This window comes from Pseudomonas paraveronii, from assembly GCF_963681955.1.
In the GTDB taxonomy this organism is placed as follows: Bacteria; Pseudomonadota; Gammaproteobacteria; order Pseudomonadales; family Pseudomonadaceae; genus Aquipseudomonas; species Aquipseudomonas paraveronii.
Window position 1 is genome coordinate 2,584,869 of record NZ_OY817130.1, and the last position, 26,999, is coordinate 2,611,867.

The following is a 26,999-nucleotide window of genomic DNA, read 5'->3' on the forward strand; positions in this document are numbered from 1 at the left end:
CTTATTTGCTCAAGACGGGGGCGGGGTGCAGCACGCTCGGGCTTTGGGCGCCGGGCCGGGTCTTGGCGAAGAACACCAGGATCGCCGCGAGGATCGAGGTGCCGGCCAGCCCATACAAACCGCCCTGGATCGACCCGGTGGTCTGCTCCAGAAACCCGAAGGTAGTGGGTGCGACAAACCCGCCGAGGTTGCCGATGGAATTGATCAGCGCGATCACTGCCGCCGCGATGCGCGCATCCAGGTAGCCCTGGGGAATCGGCCAGAACAGCGAGGACGCCGACTTGAACCCAATCGCCGCAAAACAGATGGCGACAAAGGCAAAGATCGGCCCACCGGTGGTGGAGAAAAACATCCCCGCTGCGGCAATCAACAGCGCCGTGGCCACCCACGCCTGCTGGTGCTTGTACTTGCCGGCCAGGGCCGCGAACGAGTACATGGCGATGATCGAAATCAGCCAGGGAATGGAGTTGTAGAAACCCACCTGGATGTCACTCAGGTCGCCCATCTTCTTGATGATGCTCGGCAGCCAGAACGTGGCGGCATAGATGGTCAGTTGGATGCAGAAATACAGGGCGCAGAACAGCATGATCTGGCGGTCCTTGAGCAGCGTGCCCAGGGTTGGCTTGACCGTGTTGGCGGCGTCACGCTCGCGTTGTTCGCGCTCGATCTCGCCGACCAGCGCGTCCTGTTCTGCGCGGCTGAGCCATTTGGCATCGTGGGGTTTGGAGTCGAGCCAGAACCACACGAAAAAGCACAACAGCACCGAGGCCATGCCTTCGATGATGTACATCCATTGCCAGCCGTGCAGGCCCAGCCCGTTGATTTGCAGCAGCACGCCGGACAGCGGGCCGGAGATCAGCGAGGCCAGGGCCGAGCCGCTGAGGAAGATCGCAATCGCTTTGCCGCGCTCCACCCCGGGCAGCCAGCGGGTGAAGTAGTAGATCACCCCCGGAAAGAACCCGGCCTCGGCCACGCCCAGCAGAAAACGCAGGATATAGAAGTGGGTTTCGTTCTGGATAAAGGCCATCAGCGTCGCGGTGATGCCCCAGGTGAACATGATGCGGGTCAGCCAGATACGCGCGCCGACTTTTTGCAGCAGCAGGTTGGAGGGCACTTCGAACAAGGCATAGCCGATAAAGAACAAACCGGCACCGAAACCATAGGCGGCCGCGCCGATGCCCAGGTCGTGTTCCATGTGGGTGCGTACAAAGCCGATGTTGACGCGGTCGATGTAGTTGACGATGAACATGATCACGAACAATGGCAGCACATGCTGCTTCACTTTCTTGATCGCGCGGGCCAGGACGGGGTCGAGGGCGGGCGCAGCTGTCGCAGGGCTGGAAGCGGTCACGGGGTAGAACTCCCACGGATTATTGTTGTGCGGGGATGGGTTCAGGGCTGCCGGAGATGTCTGACAACTTGATAGACATCATACAACTGCTTTTTTCCATGTGGCAACGTAAATTTCGGCAGTATGAGCGCGCTGTGGGAGCTTTATTTCCTAAGGATTAGGCGTCATTGTGCTTGATTTCAACCGCCTCGACGCAATCCAAGGCAAGCCTACTCCCACAAAAATCGTGGCCAGACATAGTGGAATTTGTTTGTTGTCATACAAGTAGGTGGTCGGTGGAGGTGTTAGTATTGGCCGGGCCCAACCCATGGAATGACCGATGCACACCGACGCCCCCCGCAAGCGCTCCCAAGGCCTTGCCCATGACATCGTCACTACGTTGACCCAGCGCATTCTCCTCGGCCAAATGGCGCCGGGCGAAAAGCTGCCCTCCGAGTCGGCCATCGTTGGCGAGTACGGCGTCAGTCGCACGGTGGTGCGTGAGGCGTTGTCGAAGTTGCAGGCGGCGGGGCTGGTGGAAACCCGGCATGGGGTGGGCACCTTTGTGCTTGAGCGGGACCAGCGCCAGGGCCTGCAACTGAACCACGACACCGCCGTCAGCGTGCGCGGCATTCTTGAGTTGCGCCTTGGCCTGGAAACCCAGGCCGCTGCCCTGGCTGCGTTGCGTCGCAGCGAGGCGCAGTTGCAGCTCATGCGCCAGGCCCTCGACGACTACCAGGCCTCGCTGGCCAACAATGACAGCAGCGTCGAACCCGACGTGCGCTTCCATCAGTTGATTGCCCAGGCCACCGGCAACAGCTACTTCACCGATGTGATTTATCACTTGGGCAACTCGGTGATCCCGCGCACGCGCATCAATGCCGAGGAGCGCGGCGATATCGACCTGATGAAGCTGGGCCAGTTGGCCAACCTGGAACACGAGGCGATCCTCAAGGCGATCCGCCGCCAGGACCCCGACGCCGCCCGCGCCGCCATGTTGTTGCACCTGAGCAACAGCCTGGAACGCATGACCGGCGAGTAGCAGGGGTATTTTCTTCAATACCCGGCTCGTTGGGGTGTTTACCGTGGCCCTTGTTCATCACCACAACAAGGAACCGCAATGAGCTTGATCCTTTCCATGGCCGCCTTCGCGTTGGCCACTTCCATCACACCGGGGCCGGTGAATGTGGTCGCCCTCAGTTCGGGCGCACGCTTCGGGTTTGCCGCCAGCCAGAAACACGTGTTCGGCGCCGCCGCCGGCTTCACGCTGTTGCTGGTGCTGATCGGCCTGGGGCTGCATGAAGTGCTGGTGCGCTGGCCCATCCTGACCCAGTTGATTCAGTGGGGCGGGGTCGCTTTCCTGCTGTACATGGCCTGGAAACTCGCGGTGGACGATGGCCGCCTGGACGCCGAAGGCACCGCAACGGCGCCGTCGATGTTGTACGGGGCGATCATGCAATGGCTTAACCCGAAAGCCTGGCTGGCCTGCGTGGCGGGGATGGGGTTGTTTGTCGCGGATGGCGACGCCAGGCAAGTGTGGCTGTTTGCGGCGCTCTACCTGGTGATCTGCTATCTGTCGGTGGCGTGCTGGGCCTATGCCGGCACGTTCTTGCGACGTTACCTCGGCAACCCGCAGGGCGTGCGGGTGTTCAACCGTTCGATGGCCGCGTTGCTGGTGGCCAGTGTGGGTTATTTGCTGATGGCTTGAGCAAGTCGCGGTACTGCCCCGGCGTGGCGGCGAAGTGCTGCTTGAAGGTGCGCTGGAAGTGCGCCTGGTCGGCAAAGCCGGCGGCCAGGGCCACGTCGGCGATCAGTTCGCCGTTGCGCAATTGGGTGCGGGCAAACTGGATGCGCCGGTTCACCAGGAACGCATGGGGCGTCAGGCCGTAATACAGCTTGAACGCGCGGATCAGATAAGACGGCGACAGCTCGGCCGCCAAGCAAATGTCTTCGAGTTTCAAGGCCTGAGTGCAGTGTTCGCGGATGTACTCAGCGGCGCGCTCCAACTTGTGGTTGACCTCCCGCACCGGCGTGTTCGAAGGGTTCAGGCGCTGCTGCACCTCACTGAAGTAACTCACCAGCACGCTCTGTTTTTGCAGCAGTTCGGCCTGCTCATCCAGCAGCACCCGGTACAGTTCGATCAGGCCGTTGTACAACACCGGATCGCGGGTATAGGGCGTATTGAACGGTCGATAACCCTGGTCGGTGCTGAAACCCAATTGGTGTTGCAGGTCCGTCAGCCAGGGGGTGTCGAGGTAGAGCATGTGATACGACCAGGGCTGGTCGTGGATCGGGTTGCACGCATGCACATCGCCAGGGTTCATCAACACCACCGTGCCGGCACTGATCTGAAAGGTGTCCGCACCGTAGTGGTAATCGCTGCACCCGGTGGTGATCGCGCCGATGGAGAAATGCTCGTGGGCGTGGCGGGTGTAGGTGACCTTACGCCCATCGGCGATGGTCCGCGCTTCGATGAACGGCAAGCGCTCGTCGCGCCAGAAGCGCGGCGCTTGTGCGGGGTGAGTGGCAGTGTTCAGCGACATGGCGGTGGCTCCATCCCTCGAGAGATCGAGGGAGGATCATTGCACAGACGGCGAGGGCCGTCAGCCGGGAAGTCCGATTTAGTCGCCAGTTGCAGGCTGCGCGGTACGCCGTGGAACCCGGTGCCTTGCTGGTCGATGCCGAGGGTCAGCAGGGTGTCGGGCGTAAGGTCTGCTTCAGGATGGCGTATCGATTGCCTAAAGAAATCAGTGGTGATGTCGATAGGCTATCATCACCCACAAGGACCGTTACCCGATGAAATGGCTGAAGCTCACTGCCGTACTCACCTTGCCACTGCTTGGCGCCTGCTCCGACTACCACTACAAAAACTATCAGGGCGACTGGGCCCCGGAAAAGCTCCAGCCTGTCGACCTCTCCAATGGCGCGCCCGACGCCGCGCTGGTGTACTTCGACACCTGGCGTGAACGTGAGCTGGGCGTGCCGTTTCACCGCCTGGCCCTGGCGATGGAAGTCGACGGTGTGCCATTGCCTGGTGCGGGTCGCCACTCGATCCTCAACGTCACCGGCGAACAAGCCCTGAAACTGGCCCCCGGCAAACATTCGCTACGTTGGTGCAACGTGTCGATGAATGCCCTCGGCACCGGTGGTGCGTTCTGCAACAACGGCGCGGACGACGTGGAGTTCAAGGCCGGCCAGCGTTACGTGGTGACCTACCGCCTGACCGCAAGCACCAAGGGCATCGGGCCGAACTACAGCACCCAATACCACACCTATTCGAGCATCAAGAACCTGGATACCCAGGAAATCATCTATCCGCCTGTCGGTACCGGCACGTTGATTTCCAACGAGTAAACGCTTGAATCTCACAGCTGTTTAGACAGAAACACCCGGCTGCTGCCCTCGGGTTCACAGGGTATTTCGCCAAACCGCACCCAGCCGTTCTTCTCATAGAACCCCGGCGCCTGGAAGCTGATGGTGTAGAGCACGGCATTGCGGCAACCCCGGCGCCGGGCTTCGTCTTCGAATGCGTGCAGCAATTGGCTGCCGATGCCTGCACCGCGCAACGTGGCGGGTAGGTGGAAGAGGTCGAGGAAGGCCATGCCGAATGCGCTCCGGCCGGTGATGCCGCCGAGCACTTGCTGGGTGTGCGGGTCTTTGACCAGCACCGTCAGCGGGCGTCGGTCATGGTAGCCGGTGGCTTGTTCGTTGAACGCCGCCAGGCCGTTGGCAAGGATGCGTTCGGCGTCGGGGTTGGGTTGGTCGCTGATTTCAATGAGGGGGTGCTGCATCGCGCTGGATTCCTTGTTGTGCTGAGCCTTGACTCTGTCCCTGGAGGCAGACTTTATGCTTTTTTCGTTGCGTCTGCCGTAGGATTTCCTACGCGAATTCCTGTGGTGTTTGCGGGTGTCGTTACCGTAGAGGTTGCCGGCTGCGACTTTTTGGGGACGCGAATCGCGTTGCTGCTTTGGGTGAGCACGCAGTAGGCCGATTGTTCCTTTGGCCTCGAGTGCGGCGGCCATCACGTCGAGACGACCTATAGCAGTCGCCTAGCTCGACAACGTATAAAACCCCAGCAGGGCGCCCGGTCCGGTAAAAATAACGCTGAGCGGCGCCCAGAAGGTCAGCACCCGTTTGAGGTTCTTTTTCAACGCCTGTTGAAAGGTGAGCGGTCTTGCGATGATCACGTTGCAGTTCCTTCCCCGGACTTAAAATGAGCGGCGCTGATCGTTACTGAGCCTTGCGTGCCACGCCATCCCGCTGTGATCCGACGCCGAGGGTAGCACCGCGCGACAGCCCTATGGCGTGCTGGCGGGGCGGAACTGGGGAGGATGAAACCGCCCCAGCCCGCCAGTTGCCTTACGCCCGCTGCCAGCCGCCCATGTTATCGGGCTTGATCTCGAAATCGATGGCCTCGCGGTAAGGATCGCCAAGCGGGGCGTATTGGCCGTTGCCGGCTGCCTGGGTGGGTTGCCAGCTTTGGGTATTCGGATCGAAGACCTCGGCATCGTCCCCGGCCGTGCTATCCAGCGGGTTATGGCGTGGAGCGTCGTTATCGTAGCCGCCCGGTTTGGCTATCAGGATGTCATTCCCTTTCGTTGGACCCTGTGAGTTGTGGCTTGAATTGTCGTTATTGAACCTGCTTGCGTCTGACGCCGGGTAAAGCGCGGGGTATAGGTTGGAACCGCCGATGGAAGACATGAGTACACCTCGTAGATGGGGAATGAAAAGATCCGCCAGACCCCGGTCTGGTTGATCGCATCGGCAGGCTACCGAGTCATGAAGGGGCGCTCAATAAGGTGAATTCGGGCGGATGTAACTGGTTAAAACCGGCGCTGGACGCATCCACAGAATGCGCGACGTGGCTGTAGGGCGTGTCTGGGTCAGACTGCGCCGCGTCAGGAGTAGCGTCAGATGTTGGGCATGCAGATAGGGGTTTTTCGGGTTGAAATACATTTGCCGACTGGGCGTTCGCTGACGGTTAGATGTTTTGACACATAAATGCGCCCCACGCGGCGCCGACCTAAAGGTCCATCACCATCTCATGCCACGCCATCCCGCCATGATCCGACGCCGACGGTTGCACATAGCGGTAGCCCATGCGTGTGTACAACTCGACATGGCGGTCTTTGCACATCAAGTGAAGGGTTTGCTTGCCCATCGCGCGCATGCGCTGCACGAACTCGCGCATCAACGCGGTGGAATAACCCTTGCCCTGGTGCGCCGGAGCGACCACCACCGACATGATCACCGCATTCGGTGCCTCGGCCGAATGCCCGACCAACTCCTTGAACGCCTCATCTGACATCACCACCTTGTGGGCGCAGCCGCTGTTGATGAAGCCCACCACCTCGCCATCTGCCTCCAGGATCAAAAAGCCTTGCGGGTACAACGCAATGCGCGTGGCGATCTTTTCCAGGGTTGCGGCTTCGTCGCCTTCGTAGGCGCTGATTTCGATGTCAAAGCAACGGGCGGCGTCGCTGGGGAGGGCGTTGCGGAAGGTGAGGGCGGGCATGCGGTTTCCTGGGGTGTTAAGCGAAGGGCCACATCATAGCGGGGTGTCAATAGCGTCGCCATCGTGGCCTCGCTGGGGTTGGATGGCTCCCACAGGGTGAGCTTCGGCAAGCGGGATTTTTTGCGGGCAATGCAGTTCTCTTGTGGCTTGGCCAGAGCAAAAGCCGAACTCGGTCAGAAATGTGGGAGGGGCAAGCCCCCTCCCACATTTTTGACCGAGTTCGGATTTCAGTATCAGGTCGGCTATAAGGCCGCCTGAATCAAACCCCACCCACCAACGTCCCCGCATCCATCCGCCGCTTATACGCACTGTCCCGACTCGCCAACCAGAAATACAACGGCGACGTCACCACCAACCCCACCACCCACGACAAATCCGCGCCGTTGATGTGCTCCGAAATCGGCCCCACGTACAGCGGCGTGTTCATGAACGGAATCTGCACCGCAATCCCCACCGCATACGCCAGCAGCGCCTGGGGGTTGTAGCGTCCGTAAATCCCGCCGTCCACGCGGAAGATCGACGCGATGTCGTACTTGCCCTTATGGATCGCGTAGAAGTCGATCAGGTTGATCGCCGTCCATGGCACCAGGACCACCAGCAGCACCAGGACCATGTCGACGAAGTGGCCGATAAAGTCTTTCGAGGCGAATACGGCGGCAACCGAGCAGGCCGCGAGCACGATGATCGAGATCACGGCGCGGCTTTTCGCGGTGGGGATCCAGCGGTAGGCGAAGGTCTGCACCAGGGTGATGATCGACAGCACCGCACCGTACAGGTTGAGCGCGTTATGGCTGATCACGCTGAGCAAAAACAGCACCAGCATCAGCGGGCCGATGGTGCCGGTGGCGAGTTTGACCGCGTCCATGGTGTCCATGCCTACCGGGGTGGCGAGCACGGCGACGGCGCCGAAGATGAATGACAGGCTCGAACCCAGGGCCGAGCCCAGGTAGGTGGTCCAGAAGGTGGCGGCGACGGGTACGTCGGCCGGCAGGTAGCGCGAGTAGTCGGAGACGTAGGGCGCGAACGCGATCTGCCACAGTGCGGCCAGGGACACGGTGGCCAGCCAACCGGAGAGGTTGAAGCTGCCGCGGGTCAGAAAGTCCGTGGTCTGCACATGCGTGAAGATGTAGCCGAAGCCGAGCACGATCCCCGCGCCCAGCACCCAGGTGCCGATGCGGTTGAGCACATGGATGAAGCGATAGCCGATGATGCCGATGATCCCGGAGCCGATGGCGCCGATCACGATGCCCACCGGCACCGGCACGCTGTCGACCACGCCGTGCAGGGATTTACCGGCGAGTACGATGTTGGAGGCGAAGAAACCGATGTACATGACCCCGGCGATCACCACCACCAGCAACGCGCCGAGGGAGCCGAATTGTGCGCGGCTCTGGATCATTTGCGGGATGCCCATTTGCGGGCCCTGGGCCGAGTGCAGTGCCATCAGCACGCCGCCGACCAGGTGGCCGACGAGGATGGCGACGATGCCCCAGATCAGGTTGAGGTGGAACAGTTGCACGCCCAGCGCACCCGTGACGATCGGCAACGGCGCGATGTTGCCGCCGAACCACAGGGTGAACAGGTCTCTTACCTTTCCGTGGCGATCTTGTGGGGGCACGTATCCAATCGTGTGTTTTTCGATAAGCGGGGCGGATGATGTTGCAGTGGTAACCATGACGAGCTCCAAGGCAAGGTGAGTACGTTGACGTACTTCGCTGTGCGCCGCTCAGCGGCGCTTTGTTGTTGGAGTGATCATCTGCAATGGGTGCGGGAAGGTAAATTAGTAAGTTTGTTGCTATAGACCTTAAAAAAAGTATCTCGCGTGGCCATGCGCTCCGGTATGTTGCCTGCTTGTGTTTTGGGGCGAAGTCCCACATTTGCGGAGGGCCCGATGGCTGCCTATAACCTGCGCCAGCTCAGATATTTCGTCACCACGGCCGAGTGCGGCAGCGTCGCCGAGGCGTCGCGCAAGCTGTATATCGCGCAACCGTCGGTGTCCACCGCGATCAAGCAGTTGGAAGACAGCTTTGGCGTGCAGCTATTCATCCGCCATCACGCCCAGGGCGTGTCGCTCACCCCCAGCGGCGCACGGTTTTATCGCAAGGCGCTGGAGCTGCTGCGGGTGGCCCACGAGTTCGAACAGAACGCCCTGGCCGACAATGACGTGGTGGCGGGGCAGATCGATATCGGCTGCTTTGAGACCGTCGCACCGTTGTACCTGCCGCGCTTGATCGCCGGTTTCAAGGCGCGCTGGCCAGGGGTGGAAATCCGCATTCGCGATGGCGAGCAACAAGAGTTGGTGCAAGCGCTGACCGCCGGCAGTATCGACGTGGCGATGCTGTTCGAGCATGACCTGGGCGCCACCATCGAGACCACGCCGTTGATGCCGCCGCAGCAGCCATATGCGTTGCTGCCGGCTGATCATCGCTTTGCGCAGCAGGCCAAGGTGTCGCTGGCGGACCTGGTGCTGGAGCCGATGATCCTGCTGGATGTACTGCCGAGCCGCACGTACTTCGTGAGCATCTTTGAAGAGCGTGGGTTGACGCCGAACATCGTGTTCAGCTCGCCGTCGATCGAGATGGTACGGGGCATGGTGGGGCGCGGGTTTGGCTTTTCGATCCTGGTGACCAGGCCGTTTACCGAGTACACCTATGACGGCCAGAAAGTCGTGTGCCTGCCGCTGGCGGAAACCGTCACCGGTTCGGGCTTGTCCGCCGTGTGGTTGCGCCGCGCACCACTGACCAAGCCGGTGCAGTTGTTCGTCGATTACTGCCGCGAGGAGCTGGCGCGTTTGCTCGCCTGATCGGCGCGCTCAAGCCAGGGCCGACAACGCATCGGCCTGGCTGTACTGAGTCACGCAGGCGTTAACCCTGATCAGCGATGGGATTACTCGCTGGGTCCGACGTTTTGGATGTTCAGTTGCTTCAGCCGTGCGTCGAGTTGCGTGCCGAAGTTGTTGACCGCCTTCAAGTGCTCCGGGCTGTAGGTGTCATCCGGACGGTCCGGGCGGAAGTGCACGGACAGCGGCACCACGTTGCCCGGCGGGTTCAAGTTGTTATCGAAGTAGGGCTTGCCGTGGTGCGGGTTCAGATCGTTGATGCCGTTAGCTTCTGCCACGTCAAAAAAGGTATCCAGCGTGCGGTATGCGTCCTCTTCTCTTACGCCCATGCGTATGGTTTCCCGGTCAGGCGCACCTGCTTGGGGGCGCATACGCAACTCTTCGGGTGGCGCAGCGTTGAGCGGGCTGTTCGACGGCGAGTGCGGTGGAATTCCTATCATGGTCAATACTCAAAGGCTGTTGAAGTGAAAACGGCTATTAGCCGTTTCCCTATGTGGGCAGCCTTCAAATACGGTTCCGTCAGCTGCGGGCGGCGATTGATGCAGGTTATGTCGTCCGCACCGCAGAGGGGCGGTCAACGCAGCGAGTTCAGCAGTCTTTGCAACATCTGATCACACTGCGCCAACTGCGCCACGCTCACAAACTCGTCCGGCTTATGCCCCTGGTCCATGCTGCCAGGCCCGCATACCACGGTGGGAATGCCCACCGCGTCGAACAAGCCGCCCTCGGTGCCGAACGCTACCGTGCCGAACGCTCGCGAGCCGCAAAATACCGCGATCAACTCGGCAGCCTCGCTCTGCTGATCAGTCATCAGCCCCGGATACGCCGACAACTCAGTAAAGCGAATCGCACTCTGCGCGCTCACCGCCTGCATGCGCGGCAATACCTGTTGCTCGGCGTAGGCGCGCAACTCATCAGCCACTGCTTGCGGGGCCTGGCCCGGCAGCGCGCGGATCTCAAAATCAAACTGGCAATCGGCGGGCACGATGTTCAGCGCCTTGCCCCCGCCAATCACCCCGGTCTGCACCGTGCTGAACGGCGGATCAAACCGCGCATCCTGCTGGTCTTGCAGGCGCTGTCCGATGCGTCCCAGCTCGCCGATCAATTCGGCGGCATGCTCGATCGCATTCACGCCATGGGGCGCATACGCCGAATGGCAGGCCGCGCCATGCACATCGCAGCGCATCGCCAGTTTGCCTTTGTGGCCGAGCACCGGTTTGAGTTCGGTCGGCTCGCCGATGATGCACAGCATCGGCTTCACCGGCCGCTGCGCCAGCACGCTGAGTAACGAACGCACGCCCAGGCAACCGACTTCCTCGTCGTAGGAAAGGGCGATATGCACCGGCCGCCGCAAAGTGGCCGCGACCAGCGCCGGCACCAGGGCCAGCACACAGGCGATGTAGCCCTTCATGTCCGCAGTGCCCCGGCCAAACAGCTTGCCGTCATGCTCGGTCAATTCAAACGGCGGCACGCTCCACGGCTGACCCTCCACCGGCACCACGTCGGTATGCCCGGACAGCACAATACCGGGCAGCTCCACCGGGCCGATGCTGGCAAACAGGTTGGCCTTGGTGCGGGCCTCGTTGTAGATCAGTTCGCTGGCCACGCCGTGACTCGCCAGGTAATCGCGCACAAAGGCGATCAACCGCAGGTTGGATTCGCGGCTGGTGGTATCGAACCCCACCAGCGTCTGCAACAACGCGCGGCTGCGGCTCATCGTTCGTCCCCGGCGACGCCATAGCCGGGCGCGCGGTCCGGCGCCAGGGCGCGGTCGATGTAGGCTTGCACCTGTGGGCGATAGGCGTCCCACAGCGTGTGCAGTTGGCCCATCGGGTTGGTGTCGGCCCAATCCACCCGCAGGTCGATGATCGGCCAGGTCAGCTCGCCCACCACCTGCAACGCGGCCGAATGCACCGGGCCGGCTTCGCCACCGGCGGCGATGGCAGCATGCAGTGCGGCCAAGAGTCGATCGGCCAGTTGGCCTTCGCCTTGCTCGAAGGCCTGGACCATCGCCTCGATCACCGCACGGTCGGCGAGCATATTGCCGGCCGCGACGCACTGTTCGCCCGACACGGCGTGGTGCTTGCCGAGGGTTTGGCTGCCGCTGAAATGCACGCTGCGGCCCAGGTGATCGATCGCAGTCAGTTGGCGGTATTGGCTGTAGCCGTTGCGGGTCAACGCCTGGTCGATTGCAGCGGCGGGGGCCAGGCCTTGTTGCAGCAGGTCGAGCACGTCCGGGCCGAGTGCCGGCAGCGTGATGTTCTGGGTCGCGACTGCCCCGACACCGGGCCGCAGCCAGGGGCAGCGTGCGCCCACGGCGATGCTCGAAGAGCTGATGGCAATGCCCAGTTGGCCGGTGTCGGCGCAACGGCCGACGATTGAAAAGGTCATGTGCGGCTCCTTACTCGGGAATCACGGCGATCACATCGATTTCCATCAGCCACTGCGGCTGGCCGAGGGCCGATACCACCAGCCCGGTGGAAATCGGAAACACGCCTTTAAGCCATTTGCCGACTTCCTGGTACACCGGCTCGCGGTAGCGCGGGTCGATCAGGTAGGTGGTGGTCTTGACGATATGGCTGAGGTCGCTGCCGGCTTCTTCCAGCAGTTGCTTGACGTTGCGCATGGCCTGCTCGGCCTGGGCACGCGGGTCGCCGAGGCCCACCAGGTTACCGTCGAAATCGCTGCCGACCTGGCCGCGTACATACACGGTGTTGCCGGCGCGCACGGCCTGGCACAGGTCGTTGTCCAGGCTCTGGTTGGGGTAGGTTTGCTGGGTGTTGAACATGCGGATACGCGTGTGGGTAGGCATCAAAAAACTCCGGGGAAAATGATCAGGCGCTGACAGGGGACGGGCGAACGACCGGGGCCGCGACGCGATACTCGAGGTACTGACGCTGGGTGGCGATGTGGTCGGCCAGGTACTTGGCGTCGTGCCACACGCCCCAGATAAACGACGAGCCACGGCGCGACTGCCAGGGCAAGCCGAGGAAGTAGATGCCGGCTTCGCTGGACACGCCGCGCTGGTGCTGCGGCTTGCCGGCGGCATCGAACGCATCGACCTTCAACCAGCTGTAATCCACGGCAAAACCGGTGGCCCAGATGATCGAGGTGATGCCGGCCCGGGCCAGGTCCAGTTCCAGGATCGGCTGTTTCACGCACTCGGCATCGGCGAAGACGCGCCGGGCTTCGGGCTCCACGGGCAGGTCGAGGCCGTTGCGCTCGATATACGCATCCGCCGCGTCCAGCAGGGCCAGGTAGTTCTCGTCGCCGCGTGCCAGGTTTTCCACCAGGTTGGCTTGGAAGGTCGCCACGCTGCCGTTGAACGACTGGGTGAGCCCGACCAGGGTGATGCCTTGCAGGGCCAGTTCACGGAAGTCGATGGTCTTGCCGCCGTGGGCGCCGCTGACGGCAATGGTCACGTGTTCGCGGCCAGGTTTCATCGCCGCCTGGTCCCATTCGCCCAGCACACCGAGCCACCAGCAGAAATCGCGCTGGCGATAGGCGCGAGGCGGGCGGTCGTGGGCGCCGACCGACAGGTACACCTGGCGACCGGAGCGTTGCAGCTCATCGGCGATCTGCACGCCGGAGGAGCCTGCCCCCACCACCAGCACGGCGCCGGTCGGCAACTGCGCCGGGTTGCGGTAGTCGGCGGAGTGAATCTGATGCAGCGCGGTGTCTTTAGGCGCAATCGCCGGAATTACCGGCGTCTGGAACGGCCCGGTCGCCGCCACCACGCGGTTGGCTTCGATCACGCCGTCGCTGGTGTGTACGGTAAAGCCTGGGCGACCCTCATTGCGCACTACAGAGGTCACCTCCACGCCAGTGCGGATCGGTGCATTGAACTGGCGTGCATAGGCTTCGAAGTAATCCGCCACGCGCTCTTTCGGCGCGAACGCATCGGGGGCCACACCTTCGAACGCCAGGCCGGGAAAACGGTCATGCCAGGCCGGCCCGTTGGCCACCAACGAGTCCCAGCGCGCGGTGCGCCAGCGCTCGGCGATCCGGCTGCGTTCCAGCACCAGGTGCGGCACGCCTTGCTTGCTCAAATGCTCGCTCATGGCCACGCCAGCTTGGCCGGCGCCCACCACCAGGGTGTCTGTTTGTGTGATTGCTTGCGTCATGTGTCTGTCCTTGCGTAATGCAGTTGGATTCAGCTTGGGCATGACTTCAAGGTAGGGGGCGGGCGGTTTTTAATAAAATATTATTAAGCTGGGAAGTGAGCATAAATATCGGATGCAACCTCACCCTATCGGGTGATTTCGATGACGGGGTAGGTGTGTGACCATTCCTGCAGTTCTTTGAGCGAGTCTTTGAAGTGGAAAACGACCGGCTTTCTTCAGTGCAATGGTTCGAACAGATGGCCCGGGTGACCGAGAGCCTCGGGCAAGCGGGCTTCGCCGCCACCTTGTTCGAGGCCCTCGGTTATATCCAGCCGATTCAGGCCACGACGCTGTATTTTTACCCGCGCGGCGGCATGCCCAGCGCGCTGTTCGAGTTGGAAGGGCCGTGGTTGCCACAAGGTAATGTGCGCCAGTACTTGTCCGGCTTCTATTTGCTCGACCCCTTTTATGGCGCGTGCGTGGAAGGCGTCCGCTCAGGCTGTTACGACCTCGCCGACGTCGCCCCCGATCACTTTGAGCTCAGCGAGTACTTCCAGTCGTTCTACCGCCACTCGCACCTGGAGGATGAACTCAACTACATCCTGCAGTCGAGCAACGGGTCGAGCCTGGCGGTTTCACTGGCCTTTACGCAAAAACTCGACGCCGCCACTACCCAGCAGTTCAAGCGTATTGCGCCCTGGGTGCTGGCGGTATTGGGTAAGCAATTCGTTGGCCTGGATGCCCACGGTGCCCGCTTCGAAAACGTGTTGGAACAGCGTATTCACGCGGCGCTCAACAACTTCGGCTCATCGATATTGACCGAGCGTGAATGCCGCATCGCTCAACTGATCCTGCGCGGGCATTCCACCCGCTCGCTGGCCGAGCGCCTTGAAGTCTCGGAGGATACGATCAAGTCCCACCGCAAACACATCTACACCAAGCTCGACATCTGCGCACAGTCGGAACTGTTTGCCTTGTTTATCGACTCGTTGGCCGAAGCCCAGGGCGTGCTGAGCAAAGACCCCCTTGAAAGCTACATGAGCAAGAACCGCTGAGCGGCGTTGCTCCTCCTTGCATCATCACTAACAAGAGAGAAAAGCCATGAATCTACCCGCTCAACCGAACCGTCTGACCAAGGACTATCAGAAGGCCGATGCAGCCCACCATATCCATGGGTTTGTGGACCAAAAGGCGCTGAATGCCGAAGGCCCGCGTGTGATGGTGCGTGGTGAGGGGCTGTACCTGTGGGACAGCGAAGGCACGCGCTACCTGGACGGCATGTCCGGCTTGTGGTGTACCCAGCTGGGTTACGGCCGCAAGGACTTGACCGCTGCCGCCGCGGCGCAGATGGACCAGTTGGCCTACTACAACATGTTCTTTCACACTACCCACCCGGCGGTGATCGAGCTGTCGGAGCTGCTCTTCAGCCTGTTGCCGAGCCACTACAGTCACGTGATCTATACCAACTCCGGCTCCGAGGCCAACGAGGTGTTGATCCGTACCGTGCGCCGCTACTGGCAAGTGGTCGGCCAGCCGCAGAAAAAGATCATGATCGGGCGCTGGAACGGCTATCACGGCTCCACCCTGGCGGCTTCTGCGCTGGGCGGCATGAAGTTCATGCACGAGATGGGCGGCCTGATTCCTGACGTCGCACACATTGACGAGCCTTATTGGTACGCTCATGGAGGCGAGCTGACCCCCGCTGAATTCGGCCATCGCTGTGCCCGGCAGTTGGAAGAGAAAATTCTTGAGCTGGGCGCTGAGAACGTCGCGGGCTTTATCGCGGAGCCGTTCCAGGGCGCCGGTGGCATGATTTTTCCGCCGCAAAGCTATTGGCCCGAGATCCAGCGCATCTGCCGTCAATATGATGTGCTGCTGTGCGCCGATGAGGTGATTGGGGGGTTTGGCCGTACCGGCGAGTGGTTCGCCCATCAACACTTCGGCTTCGAGCCGGACACCTTGTCCATCGCCAAAGGGCTGACGTCCGGCTACATGCCGATGGGTGGCCTGGTGCTGAGCAAACGCATGGCCGAAGCGCTGGTGGAGCGCGGCGGCGTGTTTGCCCACGGGCTGACCTATTCCGGCCACCCAGTGGCGGCGGCGGTGGCGCTGGCCAACCTCAAGGCCCTGCGCGATGAAGGCATCGTGCGCCAGGTGAAGGACGACACCGGGCCGTACTTGCAGAGCATCCTCCACGAGGTGTTCGACAACCACCCCATGATCGGCGAGATCCAGGGTGCCGGACTGCTGGCAGCCTTGCAGTTTGCCGAGGACAAGACCACGCGCAAACGCTTCGACAATGAAAACGACCTGGCCTGGCAGTGCCGCACCTTTGGCTTTGAAGAGGGCGTGATCATCCGCTCGACACTCGGGCGAATGATCATGGCGCCGGCATTGGTGGCCACGCGCGCGGAGTTGGACGAGTTGGTCGAGAAGACCCATATTGCCGTAGACCGCACCCATCAGTGCCTTTGATACGGAAGCAGAGGCAATACAGCGCGCCAATGACAGCATCTATGGGCTGGCGGCGTCGGTATGGAGTGATGACCTCAACCGCGCCCACCGTGTGGCTCGCGCCCTGAATGCCGGGACTGTTTCGGTCAATACCGTCGATGCGCTGGATGTCGCGGTGCCCTTCGGTGGCGGCAAGCAATCGGGGTTCGGTCGTGATCTGTCGCTGCATGCCTTTGACAAGTACACGCAGTTGAAAACCACCAGGTTTCAGCTGCGTTAATGCAGGCTGTCGTCCGGTCGTGCATGCATGAGTGCACGACCGCCTTGCCTTCACTCGCCCCAGCAACGAAAACGCCTGTAACTCTCCGGAATACTTGACCGCAGGCGCTGCATGCAACGACAGTTTCAAACTGTGCAGCGGCGACGACACATGAATGCGCACGGTAAACGGCGAGAGATCCAGGGCCTTGGCGATGTCCCAGTGGGTCTTGTCCTGGGCGCTCAGGCGCAGCACCTCTTGCTGGCACGTGTTGGAAGGGCTGGGGAATATCGCGCGGGTCGAATAGCACACGTGGGATAACGGCATGTTGAGATCATGGAAGGAGCTAGGGATGTTGGAGATCAAGCGTGCCAACCAAGCGGACGCCCAGGCGGCGTTCGACATCCGCCTATATGTGGGGCACGATGAGGCGATTTATCACTCGCCGTCGGGGTTGCAGTTGGCGTGTATTCCGATGGTCAAGCGACTCAGCTGAGCGCACCGGAAAGCCCCTGGAGGTGCCGTTGAGCTTCAGTGAGGCCGCGATGACGGAGGGGCTGGCAAAAAATGGGGCGTTGGAGCGCCAGGATAACCAGTACGGTCGCCTGTATCCCGCAAAAGCCGGCGATCTGTGTCTGTCGCGCATCGTTCCAAGTGGCTAGGGTCGAGTCACGTTAACTGACGAGCGAGCCCACCATGGAACTCACCGCTGTCCCGTTTGGCATCACCGATTGGTCCATCCTTGAGCCCGAGCTTCATCCCGGCGTTACGGGCAGTGCCTGGTGGCGCACTTGCCACTTTGGCACTACCCGTGTGCGCATGGTCGAATACACCCCCGGCTACCTGGCCGATCACTGGTGCTGGCGTGGGCATGTGCTGCTGTGCCTTGAAGGTGAGTTGCAAACGGAACTCGAAGATGGCCGCCAGTTCACGCTGACGGCCGGGATGAGTTATCAGGTGGGTAATGATATGGAAGGGCATCGCTCATCGACGCGGGTTGGCGCCAAGCTGTTCATTGTGGATTGAGCCTGCCCGTGTCCCTCAATGCATCTTGCCAGGGTCCATGGCACCCAGCCCACGGGCAGCCGCTTTGACCTCGACGGTCTGCCGCTCGCCCTTGGCATTTTCCACGGTCAAGGTCAGCGGCACCTGGTCGCCTTCCTTGATCTGCCCGGTCAGGCCCATCAGCATCACGTGATAACCGTCCGGGTCGAGCTTGACCGCTGTGCCTGCGGGCAGGGCGATTGAGTCCACCGGGCCCATGCGCATCACGTCGTCCTTCATGCTCATTTCATGGATCTGTACGTCCTTGGCCACCGGCGAGGCGACGCGCAGCAGTTTGCTGTCGCTGTCGGCCGTCACGGTCATGAACGCGCCGCTGGATGGCTGGCCCGGCACCGTGGCGCGCACCCATGCGTCGCTGACGTGGACCTGGGCGCTGGCGTGCGCGGCAAGGCCCAGCAGGGACAGGCCGATCAGGGTGCGCTTGAGGTGTTGAACGGCAGTCATTAGCAGACCTCCATGACGGTGAGCAGGTCTTCTGCGCACTCTTTAGCGGTAAGGGATGCCGACAGGCCCAGGCGCAGGTTGCCGCGGGTGTCGAACACGAAACTGGTGGCGGTGTGGGACAGGGTGTAGGTGTCGCCGGCGGGGACCTTTTCATAAAAGATCCCGAATTCCTTGGCGGCCACGGCGATTTCTTCCGGGGTGCCGTACAGCGCTTCGAAGCTGGGGTCGAAGGCTTTGACGTACTTGTCGAGAATCTCCGGCGTGTCGCGCTCGGGGTCGAGGGTGATAAAAATCACCTGCATGATCTCGCCGTCGCGGCCCATCAGTTTCTTGGCCTGGGCGGCGCGGGCGAGGGTGGTCGGGCACACGGCCGGGCACTGGGTGAAACCGAAAAACACCACCGGCATCAGGCCACGGTACGAACTCAGGGTGACGGTTTCACCCTGGGTATTCTTGAGTTTGAAGGTGCGGCCCATGATCTTGTCGCTCAAGTCCTTGCCGTACTTGAAATTCAACTTGGGGCTGTTGTCACAACCGGCCAGCAGGCCCAGACCCAACAGGCCCATGCCGGTCAGGACGTTGCGGCGGGTGAATAACGTACTCATCAACTGTGCATCCTGTGAAGCGCCTGCCTTGCTCTGGATCTATACGCCAGGCGTTGAAAAGGAGTAAACGCGGAGGGCGCCAAGTCTACCAACCCTGGCCGATGCGCGTAATCTGCGACGTTCTGCCACAGGGGCGCGCTGCGCTTCATCCCTTCGGGGCTTCGATGCTAGAGTCGGCGCCATGAAATTGCGCCACTTCGACCGTTCGCTGATCGCCTGGACCCTGTACGTCTGCGTCCTGCTGAACCTGTTCGTGTGCGGTTTGGGCCATGGCCAGATGTTGGGCCAGCAACTCAATGGGATCGGTGGTGCGTTCTGTTCGGTGGACGGCAGCCAGGCGCCACTTTCCGACAAAGGGTTGAGCAGCCCGGCGTCCGGCAATATCTCGAACTACTTTGCCTGCCCGGTGTGCGCCGCCGTGAGCGTGGCCATCGTGTTTCTGATCGGCCTGGCCTGGCTGCTGGGCCTTGGCCAGACCCCACGGCCAGCCCATGACCGGCGCAACAAGGCGCCGCCGCGTTATTCCTGGCCTTCGGCCAACCCCCGCGCATCCCCCGCAGTCTGACGTGTGCCTTGGGCTTCCTGTGATCAGGAGGCGTTTTATCGTCACGACTGTGAGTGCGTTTTATGAACCCTCTATTGCCTACCGGCGCCAGCCGCTTGGTCAGCAAGGCGTCCCGTCGCCTGCGCGCGGAACCGGCGGGGCCGCAATACCCGAGCAATTCCCGCAGCTTCGTGCATCTGGATGCACGCCTGTTGCCCTATTGGCACACCTTGTTCGATATCTGCCCGGCACTGCTCAAGCTCGACCCACCCGAAGGCTTGAACCTGTTTCGCAGCTTCATGACCTGGGCCTACCGCAACCAGCCGGCGCAGGACTGGACCTGGCACCTGAACGTCTGCCGCTGGCTGCTGGGCTCGCCATACCGCGCGCAGATCGACGATGAACCGATCGACGCGTTCATGGCTGCGGCGGCGGCGCGGTGGGTGCACACCGATGACAGTCTGGCCCAGGGGGTGGTCCTGGCCTGGCAGGGTGCGGAAGTCTTCGATTGGAAGGGGCGCGCGTTTGCGCTCGTCGAACATCGGGCATTGCCAGCCCCCGCATGGGACTTCGCCTGGTGCCCGTTGACCCGGCGGGACGGCTTCAGCGGTTGGTTGCCGGTGCCATGAGGTGCCCACAGGCGGCTGCCCGTGGGGGCTTGCGAGCCCCGGCGAGGCCGCCGCGCTGGTGGGATTGTTACAAAAAATGAAAAACTGAATGACGGTTTTAGCGACTATTTCCCGGCCGCCCAACGCTATACCGTGCGCGCACCCGTTAAAGGCAGCACCACCCGACCTACAAAGAACAGGGCTGGGCTGTGACGGGTTGCCTCAATTACTTTCAGGAGCCTTCATGAATCACAAGACTTGCATGGCGCTCGCCGTCTCTCTTGGCGCTGCGCAGCAGGTGGCTGCGTCGGGTTTTATCGACGACAGCAAAGCCACTCTCGACCTGCGCAATTTCTACTACAACCAAGACACTCGTAACGCCAAGGCCCCTACGGATAAGGAGTGGGGCCAGGCGTTCATGTTCAACTACCAGTCCGGTTTCACCGAGGGTCTGGTCGGTTTTGGCCTGGACCTGCAAGCCATGTACGGCCTGCGCCTGGACGCCTCGGGGCGCGCAGGCAAGGCCGGTGAAGACAACACCCCCGGCAGCGTTTTTCCGTTGTCCGATGGCAAGGCCGCCAACGACTTCAGCAAAACCGGCGCCACCGGCAAGATGCGCATCTCCCAGACCCAGTTCAAAGCCGGCACGCTGATGCCCAAGCTGCCCGTGCTGACCACCGAAGACGGCCGGCTGTTGCCGCAGACGTTCCGTGGCTATCAAGTGGACTCCAAGGACCTGCAAGGCTTCAACCTGATCGCCGGTAAAATCGAGCAGGTACTGGACCGTAACTCCAGCAACGGCCAGGGCATGTCCATCGTCGGTGCGAATGATCCGGTCAAGGGCAAGTTCAGCAACCAGTTCTACTACGGCGGGGTGGATTACGCCGTCAGCAAGCAACTGCAACTGCAGTACTACTACGCCAGCCTGGAGAACTTTTACCAGCAGCACTTCTTGGGCCTGATCCACAACTGGCAGTTGCCGGTGGGGCAGTTCAAGACCGACCTGCGCTATTTCTACAGCACCGCCGACGGCAAGAACGCCAGCGCCGCCGGGCGTGGCGAAGGCTATGTCAGCTCGGGGTATTACGGCGCGGGCGTCAACACCGGCAAGGTCGACAACCGCCTGTGGAGTGCGCTGTTCACCTACGGCCTGTACGGGCACTCGGTGAGCCTCGGTTATCAAAAGACCACCGGCGAAAGTGACTTCCCCCATATCAACCAGGGGCAGGGCCGTTCGCTGTACCTGATCACCAACTCCCAGTCGCTGAAGTTCGTCAATGCCGGGGAACAGGCCACGGTAGGCAGCTACGCCTACGACTTCACCAGCCTTGGCATTCCGGGCCTGCGCTCGAGCGTGACCTATATCCACGGTAGCCACATCCAGGCGGCGCGTCGCGATAACAGCGAGTGGGAGCGCGACCTGCGTGTCGATTACGTGATCCCCTCGGGCACGTTCAAGGGCCTGGGCCTGACCTGGCGCGGTGCGGTGTGGCGCGGTAACGACACGGCCGACAAGGACGAGACGCGACTGATCGTCAGCTACAGCATCCCACTGCTGTAAGCCGCGCCGTCGCAACGCTTGATCGGTATCAAGGCCACGCGTTGCGCCAGGCCGCACACTGAAGTCCCAACGGCCGGTCCCCTTGAGAGGCCACCATGCTTTACCCCCTGTTTCTAGTGGCTCACCTGTTCGCCGCGCTGATCTTCATCGGCACGGTGTTTTTCGAGGTGCTGATCCTGGGGCACCTGCACCGGCAATTGCCGGCGCGGGTGATGGTATTGGTGGAGCAGGGCGTCGGCCAGCGTGCCCGGGTATTGATGCCGTGGGTGTTGCTGGTGCTGTTCGGCGCGGGCCTGGGCATGGTCTGGTTGCGTTACCTGCCAGTGTTGGCTGCGCCGTCGGCGTCGGCTTTCGGCACCTTGTTGACCCTCAAGCTGATCCTGGCTGCCAGTGTGCTCGTGCATTTTCTGCTGACCATGGCGCGCATGCGCTGGGGCTCGGTGAGTGCGCGCTATGTCCGCTGGGTGCATCTGAGCCTGTTCGCGCACATGGTCGCCATTGTGCTGCTGGCCAAGGGCATGTTTTACCTGAGCTGGTAGACAGGCGGGGCTGCGACCTTGACGCATATCAAGGTGCGTTGCCGGGTCGCACCGGACAATGCACCACCGCCGCCCGAACCGGAGTCTGTCATGCGCACCCATCTTCATCCCGCTCGCTTTCGTCACGATCAAGGCGTGTTGGACCTGGCTTGCCAAACGGACACCCGCCGCTTCCATGCCGGTGTCGGCTCCCTCGACCTGTTGCGCGCCTTGCGCGACAGCCGTCAGCGCCAGCGGCCCCTGGCGCTGAACCTGCACTGGCCGACGAGCGACGTTGGCGGTGACTATTGGCACAGCCTCGCCCAGGAAATCCACCTGATCAGCTGCCAACTCGGCAGCCGCCAGCCGGTCGATCACTTTCACCTGCGCGGCACCACACCGGCGTTCGCCCAGGTGCAGCAGTTGATGGCGCTGTTGCATGAGCGCTTCAACTTTCTCGACCACGACCGGGGCGACTACTGCATCGACCTCGACCCCTGGCACATGGACTGGGCCACGATGGGCCTGCTCCGCGGACAAGGCTTCAACCATGCAAGCATCGGCGTGCCGGACGCCAACCGCGAGGGGCCGCTGTGCCAGGCGCGGTATCAGGACCCGGCGCCGATCGAGTCGCTGGTGGATGCGGCCCGCACCTTCGGGTTTCGCTCGGTGAACATCGACCTCGGCTACGGGCATGCCTGGCAAACCCCAGCCAGTATCGAGCTGAAACTGACCAGCCTGATCGCCCTGGAGCCGGATCGCTTGCAAGTATTCGATTACGCCCACGCGCCTGTGCGCTATCAATCCCAGCAACCCCAGGCGTTCTGCAGCGAGTCGGATAAGAGCGCCATGCGCCGTCTCTGCTTTCAGCACCTGGCGGCGGCGGGCTATCACTACATCGGCCTGGGCCAGTTCGCCCGCGCCGACGATGACCTCAAGCAAGCCCAGGAACGCGGGCGCCTGAGCCGTAACTGCGAGGGCTTCACCCTGCACGGTTACTGCGACCACGTCGGTTTCGGCCTCGGCGCCATCAGCCAGATCGACACCCTGTGCGTGCAGAACACGGCCGATGCCCGCGAGTACCGCGAACAGTTGGGTAATGCTCAGCTCGCCACGCAGCGGGGCTGGTTCCGCGAAACCTCTGACCCGGTGCGCCTGCACGTGGCCGAACGCCTGGCCTGTGACCTGGAACTGGATGTGCAGGCGGTGGAGCGGCGCTACGGCCTGGTGTTCGCGCGCTATTTCGCCTACCTGTGGCCGCTGCTGGAAGCCCTGCACCGCGACGGTCTGATCGAGCTGTCCCCGACGTTCATCTGGTTGCTGCCGGCCGGCCTGCCGCACGTGGATGGTATCTGCGCACTGTTTGAACGGGCTGTGCTCGCCACCCCGGTCAGCGCCAACGACGAGGTGATCGACCATGAGTGCGTTTGAATTCGACCGTGCCCTGGTGCACAAATACGACCGACCGGGACCGCGCTACACCTCGTACCCGACCGCGCCGCAGTTCAACAGCGCCTTCGCCCTGGATGACTATCATCAGGCGGTCCGCGCCAGTCACCAGGTGGCCACGCCCAAGGCGTTGTCGGTGTACATCCACATCCCGTTTTGCCAGAGCCTTTGTTATTACTGCGGTTGCCACAAGATCATCACCCGCAAGACCCACCGGGCCGTGGAGTACCTGGCTTACCTCAAGCGCGAGATCCAGATGCAGGCGGCGTTGTTCGAGCGTTCCCGGCGCCTGACCCAGTTGCACCTGGGCGGCGGCACGCCGACCTATCTGGACGATACGCAACTGGCCGAGCTGATGGCCTGCCTGGCCGAACACTTCACCCTGGATGACAGCGACGCCCATGAGTTCTCCATCGAGGTCGACCCGCGCACCATCAGCGTCGAGCGGATAAACACGCTGCGCCGCCTGGGCTTCAATCGCCTGAGTTTCGGCGTGCAGGACTTCGACCCCGACGTGCAGGCGGCGGTCAATCGCGTGCAAAGCGAAGCGCAGATTCTGCAACTGGTGGCCGCAGCCCGTGAGGCACACTTCAAATCGGTGAGCGTCGACCTGATCTATGGCCTGCCGCTGCAAACCGTGGCCAGCTTCGACGTGACCTTGAGCAAGCTGATCGCCCTGCGCCCCGACCGTGTGGCCGCCTACAGTTACGCGCACCTGCCGAGCCAGATCCGCGCCCAGCGCATGATCCGCCCCGAAGACATGCCACCGCCGGCGCGCAAGCTGGAACTGCTGGAACTGACTATCCGCCGCCTGACCGAGGCCGGTTACGTCTACATCGGCATGGACCACTTTGCCTTGCCCGACGATGAACTGGCGCTGGCCCGCGTCAACGGCACCTTGCAGCGCAACTTCCAGGGTTATTCGACCCATGCCGACTGCGACCTGATCGGCCTTGGCGTATCGGCCATCGGCAAAGTCGGTGACAGCTACAGCCAGAGCGTCAAGGAGCTGTCCCAGTACTACGCCCGACTCGACGCGGGGATGCTGCCGGTGCAGCGCGGTTATCGGCTCAACCCGGATGACGTACTGCGCCGTGAAGTGATCAACGGCCTGATGTGTGACGGCCGGGTCGACTTCCCACGGATCGAGGCGGACCACGGCGTGCGCTTCAACGACTATTTCGCCGAGGCACTGCTGCAATTGGACGAGCAGGTAGCGGACGGGCTATTGCTGATCCAGGCCGATGCGCTGCAACTGTTGCCCAAGGGCCAACTGATGGTGCGCAGCGTGGCCATGGCCTTTGACGCCTACCTGGGCGGCGCGCACAAAGGCCAGTTTTCCCGCACGGTTTGAGCGGATAGGACTGTATCCCCTGTGGGCGCTGGACAGCGCCCACAGGGGATTTTCATTTCAATCCCTGTTCAGTGTGATGTGCCTTCGGCAAATTCAACCTTGTTGCCCACGTTGTACTTGCCCGACGGTTTGTTCATCGGGATGCGCTTGATCTCCTTGAGTGTCTGGCTGTCGTAGACGATCAACGCGCCATCGGTGGCCCAGATGCTCAGCAACAGGTAGCGACCATCGCGGGTGAATTCCACGTGGGCGGCGGTCTTGCCTGGCATTGGGCGCAGGGTGTGGGCGATTTCCAGGGTCTGTTTGTCGATCAGGTGAATCGCATCGTTGTCCGGCCCGAAAAACACATCGCTCCACACGTAACGCGAGTTCGCATGGCTGCGCAGGAAAAAGCCCGGGCCGAGGGTGGGGATCTGCTTGATCAGTTTCCACGTATTGAGGTCGATCACCGAGATTTGCCCCTTGCTGATATTCGGCGTGGCAAACACCCACTGGCCATTGCGCTGCCAATACGTCCCTGAACCCAGGTGCGGCATGCCGGACAGCGGGATGTCGGTGACCACGTGGCCGCTGTCCAGATCGATGACCTGGCCGCCGCCGGCCTTGCGTGAGGTGGCGATCAGTTGGCGGTAGTCGGGGGAAAACGAAAAGTCATCGAGCACGTCCTGGGCCTGGATGCGCCGGGGTTCGAAGCTCGGCTGGGCGGCGGCATAGGACAGCTCCCAGACTTCATTCACGTCCTTGAGCGCTACGATAAAGCTGTTGCGCGGCGGTGCGGTGTACACCGCGCTGACCCGGGACGCGGTGTCCAGGGTCTTGACCAGCGACAGGTCGCGGGCATCCAGCACCACCAGGTTGCCCGGCAGGTAATTGCCCACCAGCACCCAGCGTCCGTCCTTGCTCACCGCGAGGTTGCGCGTGTTGAGTGCCACGCGGGTTTCGGCGATCAGTTTCAGGTTGTGCAGGTCGTACAGGCTGATCCAGCCGTCGCGCGAGGCGAAGTACACAAAGCGTCCATCCGGCGAAAATTTCGGCCCGCCGTGGACCGCGAAATGGGTCGGGAAGCGGTCCAGCACGGCAAAGGTGTCACCGTCGAGAATGTCGATGTGATGGTCGCCGGACTCCACCACCACAAACAGGTTGAGCGGGTCGGCGTGATGCGAAGGCATGGTCGGCAAGCGGCTCAGGTCTGCCAGCAGGGTGTGGCTGTTACGGATGTCCTGTTCGTTCCAGGTTGCCGGTGTGGCGGGCGGTTGCTGCAGGAAATTCGCCAAGCCGTCGATCTGCGCGGCACTCAGCTGTGGCGCAAACGCGGCCATCTGACTGGCCGGGCGCCCTTGCTCGATGACCTTGCGCACTTCCTCGGGCTTGATCCGCCCCAGGCTTTCCGGCAGCAGCGCCGGGCCGCTGGCGCCGATGCGGTTGAGGCCGTGGCAGCTTGCGCAGTGACGTTGGTAGTCCTCGGCCGGCGTGCCGTGGGCGGTGGTAGCCCAGAGCAAGGGCACCAGCAGCAGGCGTTTCATACCGCCACCGCTTCGCGGGCCGGTGACAGGCTGGCGGGAAAGTGCAGGGCGGCCCCGGCGAACAGGTTCACCACCTGGCCAATTACCGTCAGGGTCGGCACACCGGGTTCGCAGTCGGCGGCCATTGTCGGCAATTGGCGCAGGGTGCCACGCGCCACCTGCTGGTCGGCGCGCGCGCCGTTGCTGATCAGCGCCGCCGGGGTGTCCGCCGGCAGGCCTGCTGCCACCAGGTGTTCGGCGATCAGCGCGAGGTTCGACAGGCCCATATAGAACACCAGCGTCTGGCTCGGCTCCGCCAGGCTGGCCCAAGGCAGCTTCAACGCGCCGTCGCGTTGCAGGTGCCCGGTGACGAAGCGGCAGGAGTTGACCAGGTCGCGGTGGGTCAGGGGGATGCCGGCATAGGCGCTGCACCCGGACGCGGCGGTGATGCCCGGCACCACCTGGCAGGGCACGCCGTGGGCCAGCAGGTATTCCAGTTCCTCGGCGCCACGGCCGAAGATAAACGGGTCGCCGCCCTTGAGGCGCACCACCCGTTGGCCCTGGTCGGCCAGTTCTACCAGCAGCTCGTTGAGCTCATCCTGGGGCAGGCTGTGGCAGCCGCTGGCCTTGCCCACGTAATGGCGCGCGCAAGTCAGCGGGATCAGCGCCAACAGCTCGGCGCTGACCAACCGATCGAAGACCACCGCATCGGCCTGCATCAGCAGGCTCCAGGCGCGCAGGGTCAGCAAGCGCGGGTCGCCGGGGCCGGCGCCCACCAACGCGACTTCGCCGGGGTGGAAAGGGCAGTGCAAACTGGCAGGTAAGGCGGTCGGAGTGTGCATGAGACGT

Annotated in this window: 30 protein-coding genes and 2 pseudogenes; 15 read left to right on the forward strand and 17 right to left on the reverse strand. The window is 62.3% G+C overall.

The window, feature by feature from the left end:
• Position 1: 1 nt before the first annotated feature.
• On the reverse strand, positions 2 to 1,351 hold the full coding sequence (locus U5A08_RS11760) for an MFS transporter (protein WP_253395057.1): 1,350 nt from the start codon (positions 1,349 to 1,351) through the stop codon (positions 2 to 4).
• A 319-nt stretch (positions 1,352 to 1,670) separates the two neighbouring features.
• On the opposite strand from U5A08_RS11760, the gene U5A08_RS11765 reads away from it, so the two are divergent.
• Together U5A08_RS11765 and U5A08_RS11770 are read left to right on the forward strand one after the other, a co-directional pair.
• Complete coding sequence (locus U5A08_RS11765) at positions 1,671 to 2,372, forward strand: FadR/GntR family transcriptional regulator (protein WP_253395058.1); 702 nt, start codon at positions 1,671 to 1,673, stop codon at positions 2,370 to 2,372.
• A 78-nt stretch (positions 2,373 to 2,450) separates the two neighbouring features.
• Entirely contained in the window at positions 2,451 to 3,038 is a 588-nt protein-coding gene (locus U5A08_RS11770; RefSeq protein WP_247396973.1) for a LysE family translocator, read from the forward strand.
• On the opposite strand, the gene U5A08_RS11775 is transcribed toward U5A08_RS11770, so the two are convergent.
• Complete coding sequence (locus U5A08_RS11775; RefSeq protein WP_253395059.1) at positions 2,980 to 3,873, reverse strand: AraC family transcriptional regulator; 894 nt, start codon at positions 3,871 to 3,873, stop codon at positions 2,980 to 2,982. The genes U5A08_RS11770 and U5A08_RS11775 overlap by 59 nt on opposite strands.
• 253 nt (positions 3,874 to 4,126) lie before the next feature.
• Between U5A08_RS11775 and U5A08_RS11780 the strand changes: the two genes are divergently transcribed.
• The gene (locus tag U5A08_RS11780; RefSeq protein WP_253395060.1) at positions 4,127 to 4,684 is read left to right on the forward strand and encodes a hypothetical protein; all 558 of its coding nucleotides are present in this window, start codon (positions 4,127 to 4,129) and stop codon (positions 4,682 to 4,684) included.
• 11 nt (positions 4,685 to 4,695) lie between these two features.
• On the opposite strand, the gene U5A08_RS11785 is transcribed toward U5A08_RS11780, so the two are convergent.
• The 5 genes from U5A08_RS11785 to U5A08_RS11805 all read right to left on the reverse strand — a co-directional run bounded on the left by U5A08_RS11785 (position 4,696) and on the right by U5A08_RS11805 (position 8,520).
• Positions 4,696 to 5,121, reverse strand: coding sequence for a GNAT family N-acetyltransferase (locus U5A08_RS11785; protein WP_253395061.1), 426 nt, complete (start codon positions 5,119 to 5,121; stop codon positions 4,696 to 4,698).
• Positions 5,122 to 5,379: 258 nt separating this feature from the next.
• Positions 5,380 to 5,517 carry a hypothetical protein gene (locus U5A08_RS11790; RefSeq protein WP_253395062.1) on the reverse strand — a complete coding sequence of 46 codons (138 nt, stop codon included), beginning with the start codon at positions 5,515 to 5,517 and terminating at the stop codon, positions 5,380 to 5,382.
• 172 nt (positions 5,518 to 5,689) lie between these two features.
• Positions 5,690 to 6,031, reverse strand: a complete 342-nt coding sequence (locus U5A08_RS11795; protein ID WP_253395063.1) for a hypothetical protein — start codon at positions 6,029 to 6,031, stop codon at positions 5,690 to 5,692.
• Between the two features lie 322 nt (positions 6,032 to 6,353).
• Positions 6,354 to 6,845, reverse strand: coding sequence for a GNAT family N-acetyltransferase (locus tag U5A08_RS11800; RefSeq protein WP_253395065.1), 492 nt, complete (start codon positions 6,843 to 6,845; stop codon positions 6,354 to 6,356).
• A gap of 259 nt (positions 6,846 to 7,104) precedes the next feature.
• The gene (locus U5A08_RS11805) at positions 7,105 to 8,520 is read right to left on the reverse strand and encodes a purine-cytosine permease family protein (protein ID WP_321851653.1); all 1,416 of its coding nucleotides are present in this window, start codon (positions 8,518 to 8,520) and stop codon (positions 7,105 to 7,107) included.
• Positions 8,521 to 8,736: 216 nt separating this feature from the next.
• Here U5A08_RS11805 and U5A08_RS11810 point away from each other — a divergent pair, with 216 nt between their 5' ends.
• Positions 8,737 to 9,648, forward strand: a complete 912-nt coding sequence (locus U5A08_RS11810; RefSeq protein ID WP_247396955.1) for a LysR substrate-binding domain-containing protein — start codon at positions 8,737 to 8,739, stop codon at positions 9,646 to 9,648.
• Positions 9,649 to 9,731: 83 nt separating this feature from the next.
• Here the strand turns inward: U5A08_RS11810 and U5A08_RS11815 are convergent, their stop codons facing one another.
• The 5 genes from U5A08_RS11815 to U5A08_RS11835 all read right to left on the reverse strand — a co-directional run bounded on the left by U5A08_RS11815 (position 9,732) and on the right by U5A08_RS11835 (position 13,850).
• Positions 9,732 to 10,055, reverse strand: a complete 324-nt coding sequence (locus U5A08_RS11815) for a hypothetical protein (protein ID WP_253395069.1) — start codon at positions 10,053 to 10,055, stop codon at positions 9,732 to 9,734.
• Between the two features lie 203 nt (positions 10,056 to 10,258).
• Positions 10,259 to 11,401 (reverse strand): acetylornithine deacetylase, encoded by a 1,143-nt coding sequence (gene argE, locus U5A08_RS11820; RefSeq protein WP_321851656.1) that lies wholly within the window; start codon positions 11,399 to 11,401, stop codon positions 10,259 to 10,261.
• The gene (locus U5A08_RS11825) at positions 11,398 to 12,075 is read right to left on the reverse strand and encodes a DUF1028 domain-containing protein (protein ID WP_321851657.1); all 678 of its coding nucleotides are present in this window, start codon (positions 12,073 to 12,075) and stop codon (positions 11,398 to 11,400) included. Before U5A08_RS11825 ends, argE begins: the two co-directional genes overlap by 4 nt.
• 10 nt (positions 12,076 to 12,085) lie before the next feature.
• Positions 12,086 to 12,496, reverse strand: coding sequence for a RidA family protein (locus U5A08_RS11830; RefSeq protein ID WP_253395072.1), 411 nt, complete (start codon positions 12,494 to 12,496; stop codon positions 12,086 to 12,088).
• 22 nt (positions 12,497 to 12,518) lie between these two features.
• Positions 12,519 to 13,850: a flavin-containing monooxygenase gene (locus U5A08_RS11835; RefSeq protein WP_373423808.1), complete on the reverse strand. Its 1,332-nt coding sequence runs from the start codon at positions 13,848 to 13,850 to the stop codon at positions 12,519 to 12,521.
• 194 nt (positions 13,851 to 14,044) lie between these two features.
• Between U5A08_RS11835 and U5A08_RS11840 the strand changes: the two genes are divergently transcribed.
• The 3 genes and pseudogenes from U5A08_RS11840 to U5A08_RS11850 form a co-directional block, all read left to right on the forward strand.
• Positions 14,045 to 14,842: a helix-turn-helix transcriptional regulator gene (locus tag U5A08_RS11840; protein ID WP_253400371.1), complete on the forward strand. Its 798-nt coding sequence runs from the start codon at positions 14,045 to 14,047 to the stop codon at positions 14,840 to 14,842.
• 46 nt (positions 14,843 to 14,888) lie between these two features.
• Positions 14,889 to 16,262: an aspartate aminotransferase family protein gene (locus tag U5A08_RS11845; protein ID WP_253395074.1), complete on the forward strand. Its 1,374-nt coding sequence runs from the start codon at positions 14,889 to 14,891 to the stop codon at positions 16,260 to 16,262.
• Positions 16,249 to 16,521: pseudogene (locus U5A08_RS11850) on the forward strand (aldehyde dehydrogenase family protein); the annotation flags it as partial. The gene U5A08_RS11845 and the pseudogene U5A08_RS11850, both read left to right, overlap by 14 nt.
• Before the next feature lie 81 nt (positions 16,522 to 16,602).
• Here U5A08_RS11850 and U5A08_RS11855 read toward each other — a convergent pair.
• Positions 16,603 to 16,770: pseudogene (locus U5A08_RS11855) on the reverse strand (LuxR C-terminal-related transcriptional regulator); the annotation flags it as partial.
• A gap of 82 nt (positions 16,771 to 16,852) precedes the next feature.
• Here U5A08_RS11855 and U5A08_RS29900 point away from each other — a divergent pair.
• Positions 16,853 to 16,996 carry a hypothetical protein gene (locus tag U5A08_RS29900; protein ID WP_373423809.1) on the forward strand — a complete coding sequence of 48 codons (144 nt, stop codon included), beginning with the start codon at positions 16,853 to 16,855 and terminating at the stop codon, positions 16,994 to 16,996.
• Positions 16,997 to 17,196: 200 nt separating this feature from the next.
• Positions 17,197 to 17,526, forward strand: a complete 330-nt coding sequence (locus U5A08_RS11865) for a DHCW motif cupin fold protein (RefSeq protein WP_253395075.1) — start codon at positions 17,197 to 17,199, stop codon at positions 17,524 to 17,526.
• Between the two features lie 15 nt (positions 17,527 to 17,541).
• Here U5A08_RS11865 and U5A08_RS11870 read toward each other — a convergent pair whose 3' ends face one another.
• Positions 17,542 to 18,009, reverse strand: coding sequence for a copper chaperone PCu(A)C (locus tag U5A08_RS11870; protein ID WP_321851660.1), 468 nt, complete (start codon positions 18,007 to 18,009; stop codon positions 17,542 to 17,544).
• Positions 18,009 to 18,614, reverse strand: a complete 606-nt coding sequence (locus U5A08_RS11875; protein WP_253395077.1) for an SCO family protein — start codon at positions 18,612 to 18,614, stop codon at positions 18,009 to 18,011. Before U5A08_RS11875 ends, U5A08_RS11870 begins: the two co-directional genes overlap by 1 nt.
• Before the next feature lie 181 nt (positions 18,615 to 18,795).
• On the opposite strand from U5A08_RS11875, the gene U5A08_RS11880 reads away from it, so the two are divergent.
• The 6 genes from U5A08_RS11880 (at position 18,796) to hemN (ending at position 24,648) form a co-directional block, all read left to right on the forward strand.
• Complete coding sequence (locus U5A08_RS11880; RefSeq protein ID WP_321851662.1) at positions 18,796 to 19,179, forward strand: DUF2946 domain-containing protein; 384 nt, start codon at positions 18,796 to 18,798, stop codon at positions 19,177 to 19,179.
• A 62-nt stretch (positions 19,180 to 19,241) separates the two neighbouring features.
• Entirely contained in the window at positions 19,242 to 19,787 is a 546-nt protein-coding gene (locus U5A08_RS11885) for a putative natural product biosynthesis protein (RefSeq protein WP_321851663.1), read from the forward strand.
• Positions 19,788 to 20,010: 223 nt separating this feature from the next.
• Positions 20,011 to 21,327, forward strand: coding sequence for an OprD family outer membrane porin (locus tag U5A08_RS11890; RefSeq protein ID WP_253395083.1), 1,317 nt, complete (start codon positions 20,011 to 20,013; stop codon positions 21,325 to 21,327).
• 95 nt (positions 21,328 to 21,422) lie between these two features.
• Positions 21,423 to 21,866, forward strand: coding sequence for a CopD family copper resistance protein (locus tag U5A08_RS11895; protein WP_247405576.1), 444 nt, complete (start codon positions 21,423 to 21,425; stop codon positions 21,864 to 21,866).
• Between the two features lie 90 nt (positions 21,867 to 21,956).
• Positions 21,957 to 23,276 carry an oxygen-independent coproporphyrinogen III oxidase gene (locus tag U5A08_RS11900; protein ID WP_321851664.1) on the forward strand — a complete coding sequence of 440 codons (1,320 nt, stop codon included), beginning with the start codon at positions 21,957 to 21,959 and terminating at the stop codon, positions 23,274 to 23,276.
• Complete coding sequence (hemN, locus tag U5A08_RS11905; protein ID WP_321851666.1) at positions 23,263 to 24,648, forward strand: oxygen-independent coproporphyrinogen III oxidase; 1,386 nt, start codon at positions 23,263 to 23,265, stop codon at positions 24,646 to 24,648. Before U5A08_RS11900 ends, hemN begins: the two co-directional genes overlap by 14 nt.
• A 68-nt stretch (positions 24,649 to 24,716) precedes the next feature.
• Here hemN and U5A08_RS11910 read toward each other — a convergent pair whose 3' ends face one another.
• Both U5A08_RS11910 and cobA read right to left on the reverse strand, forming a co-directional pair.
• Positions 24,717 to 26,171: a cytochrome D1 domain-containing protein gene (locus U5A08_RS11910; RefSeq protein WP_321851667.1), complete on the reverse strand. Its 1,455-nt coding sequence runs from the start codon at positions 26,169 to 26,171 to the stop codon at positions 24,717 to 24,719.
• Positions 26,168 to 26,992: a uroporphyrinogen-III C-methyltransferase gene (cobA, locus tag U5A08_RS11915; protein ID WP_321851669.1), complete on the reverse strand. Its 825-nt coding sequence runs from the start codon at positions 26,990 to 26,992 to the stop codon at positions 26,168 to 26,170. The genes U5A08_RS11910 and cobA overlap by 4 nt, the downstream gene beginning before the upstream one ends.
• Between the last annotated feature and the right edge of the window lie 7 nt (positions 26,993 to 26,999).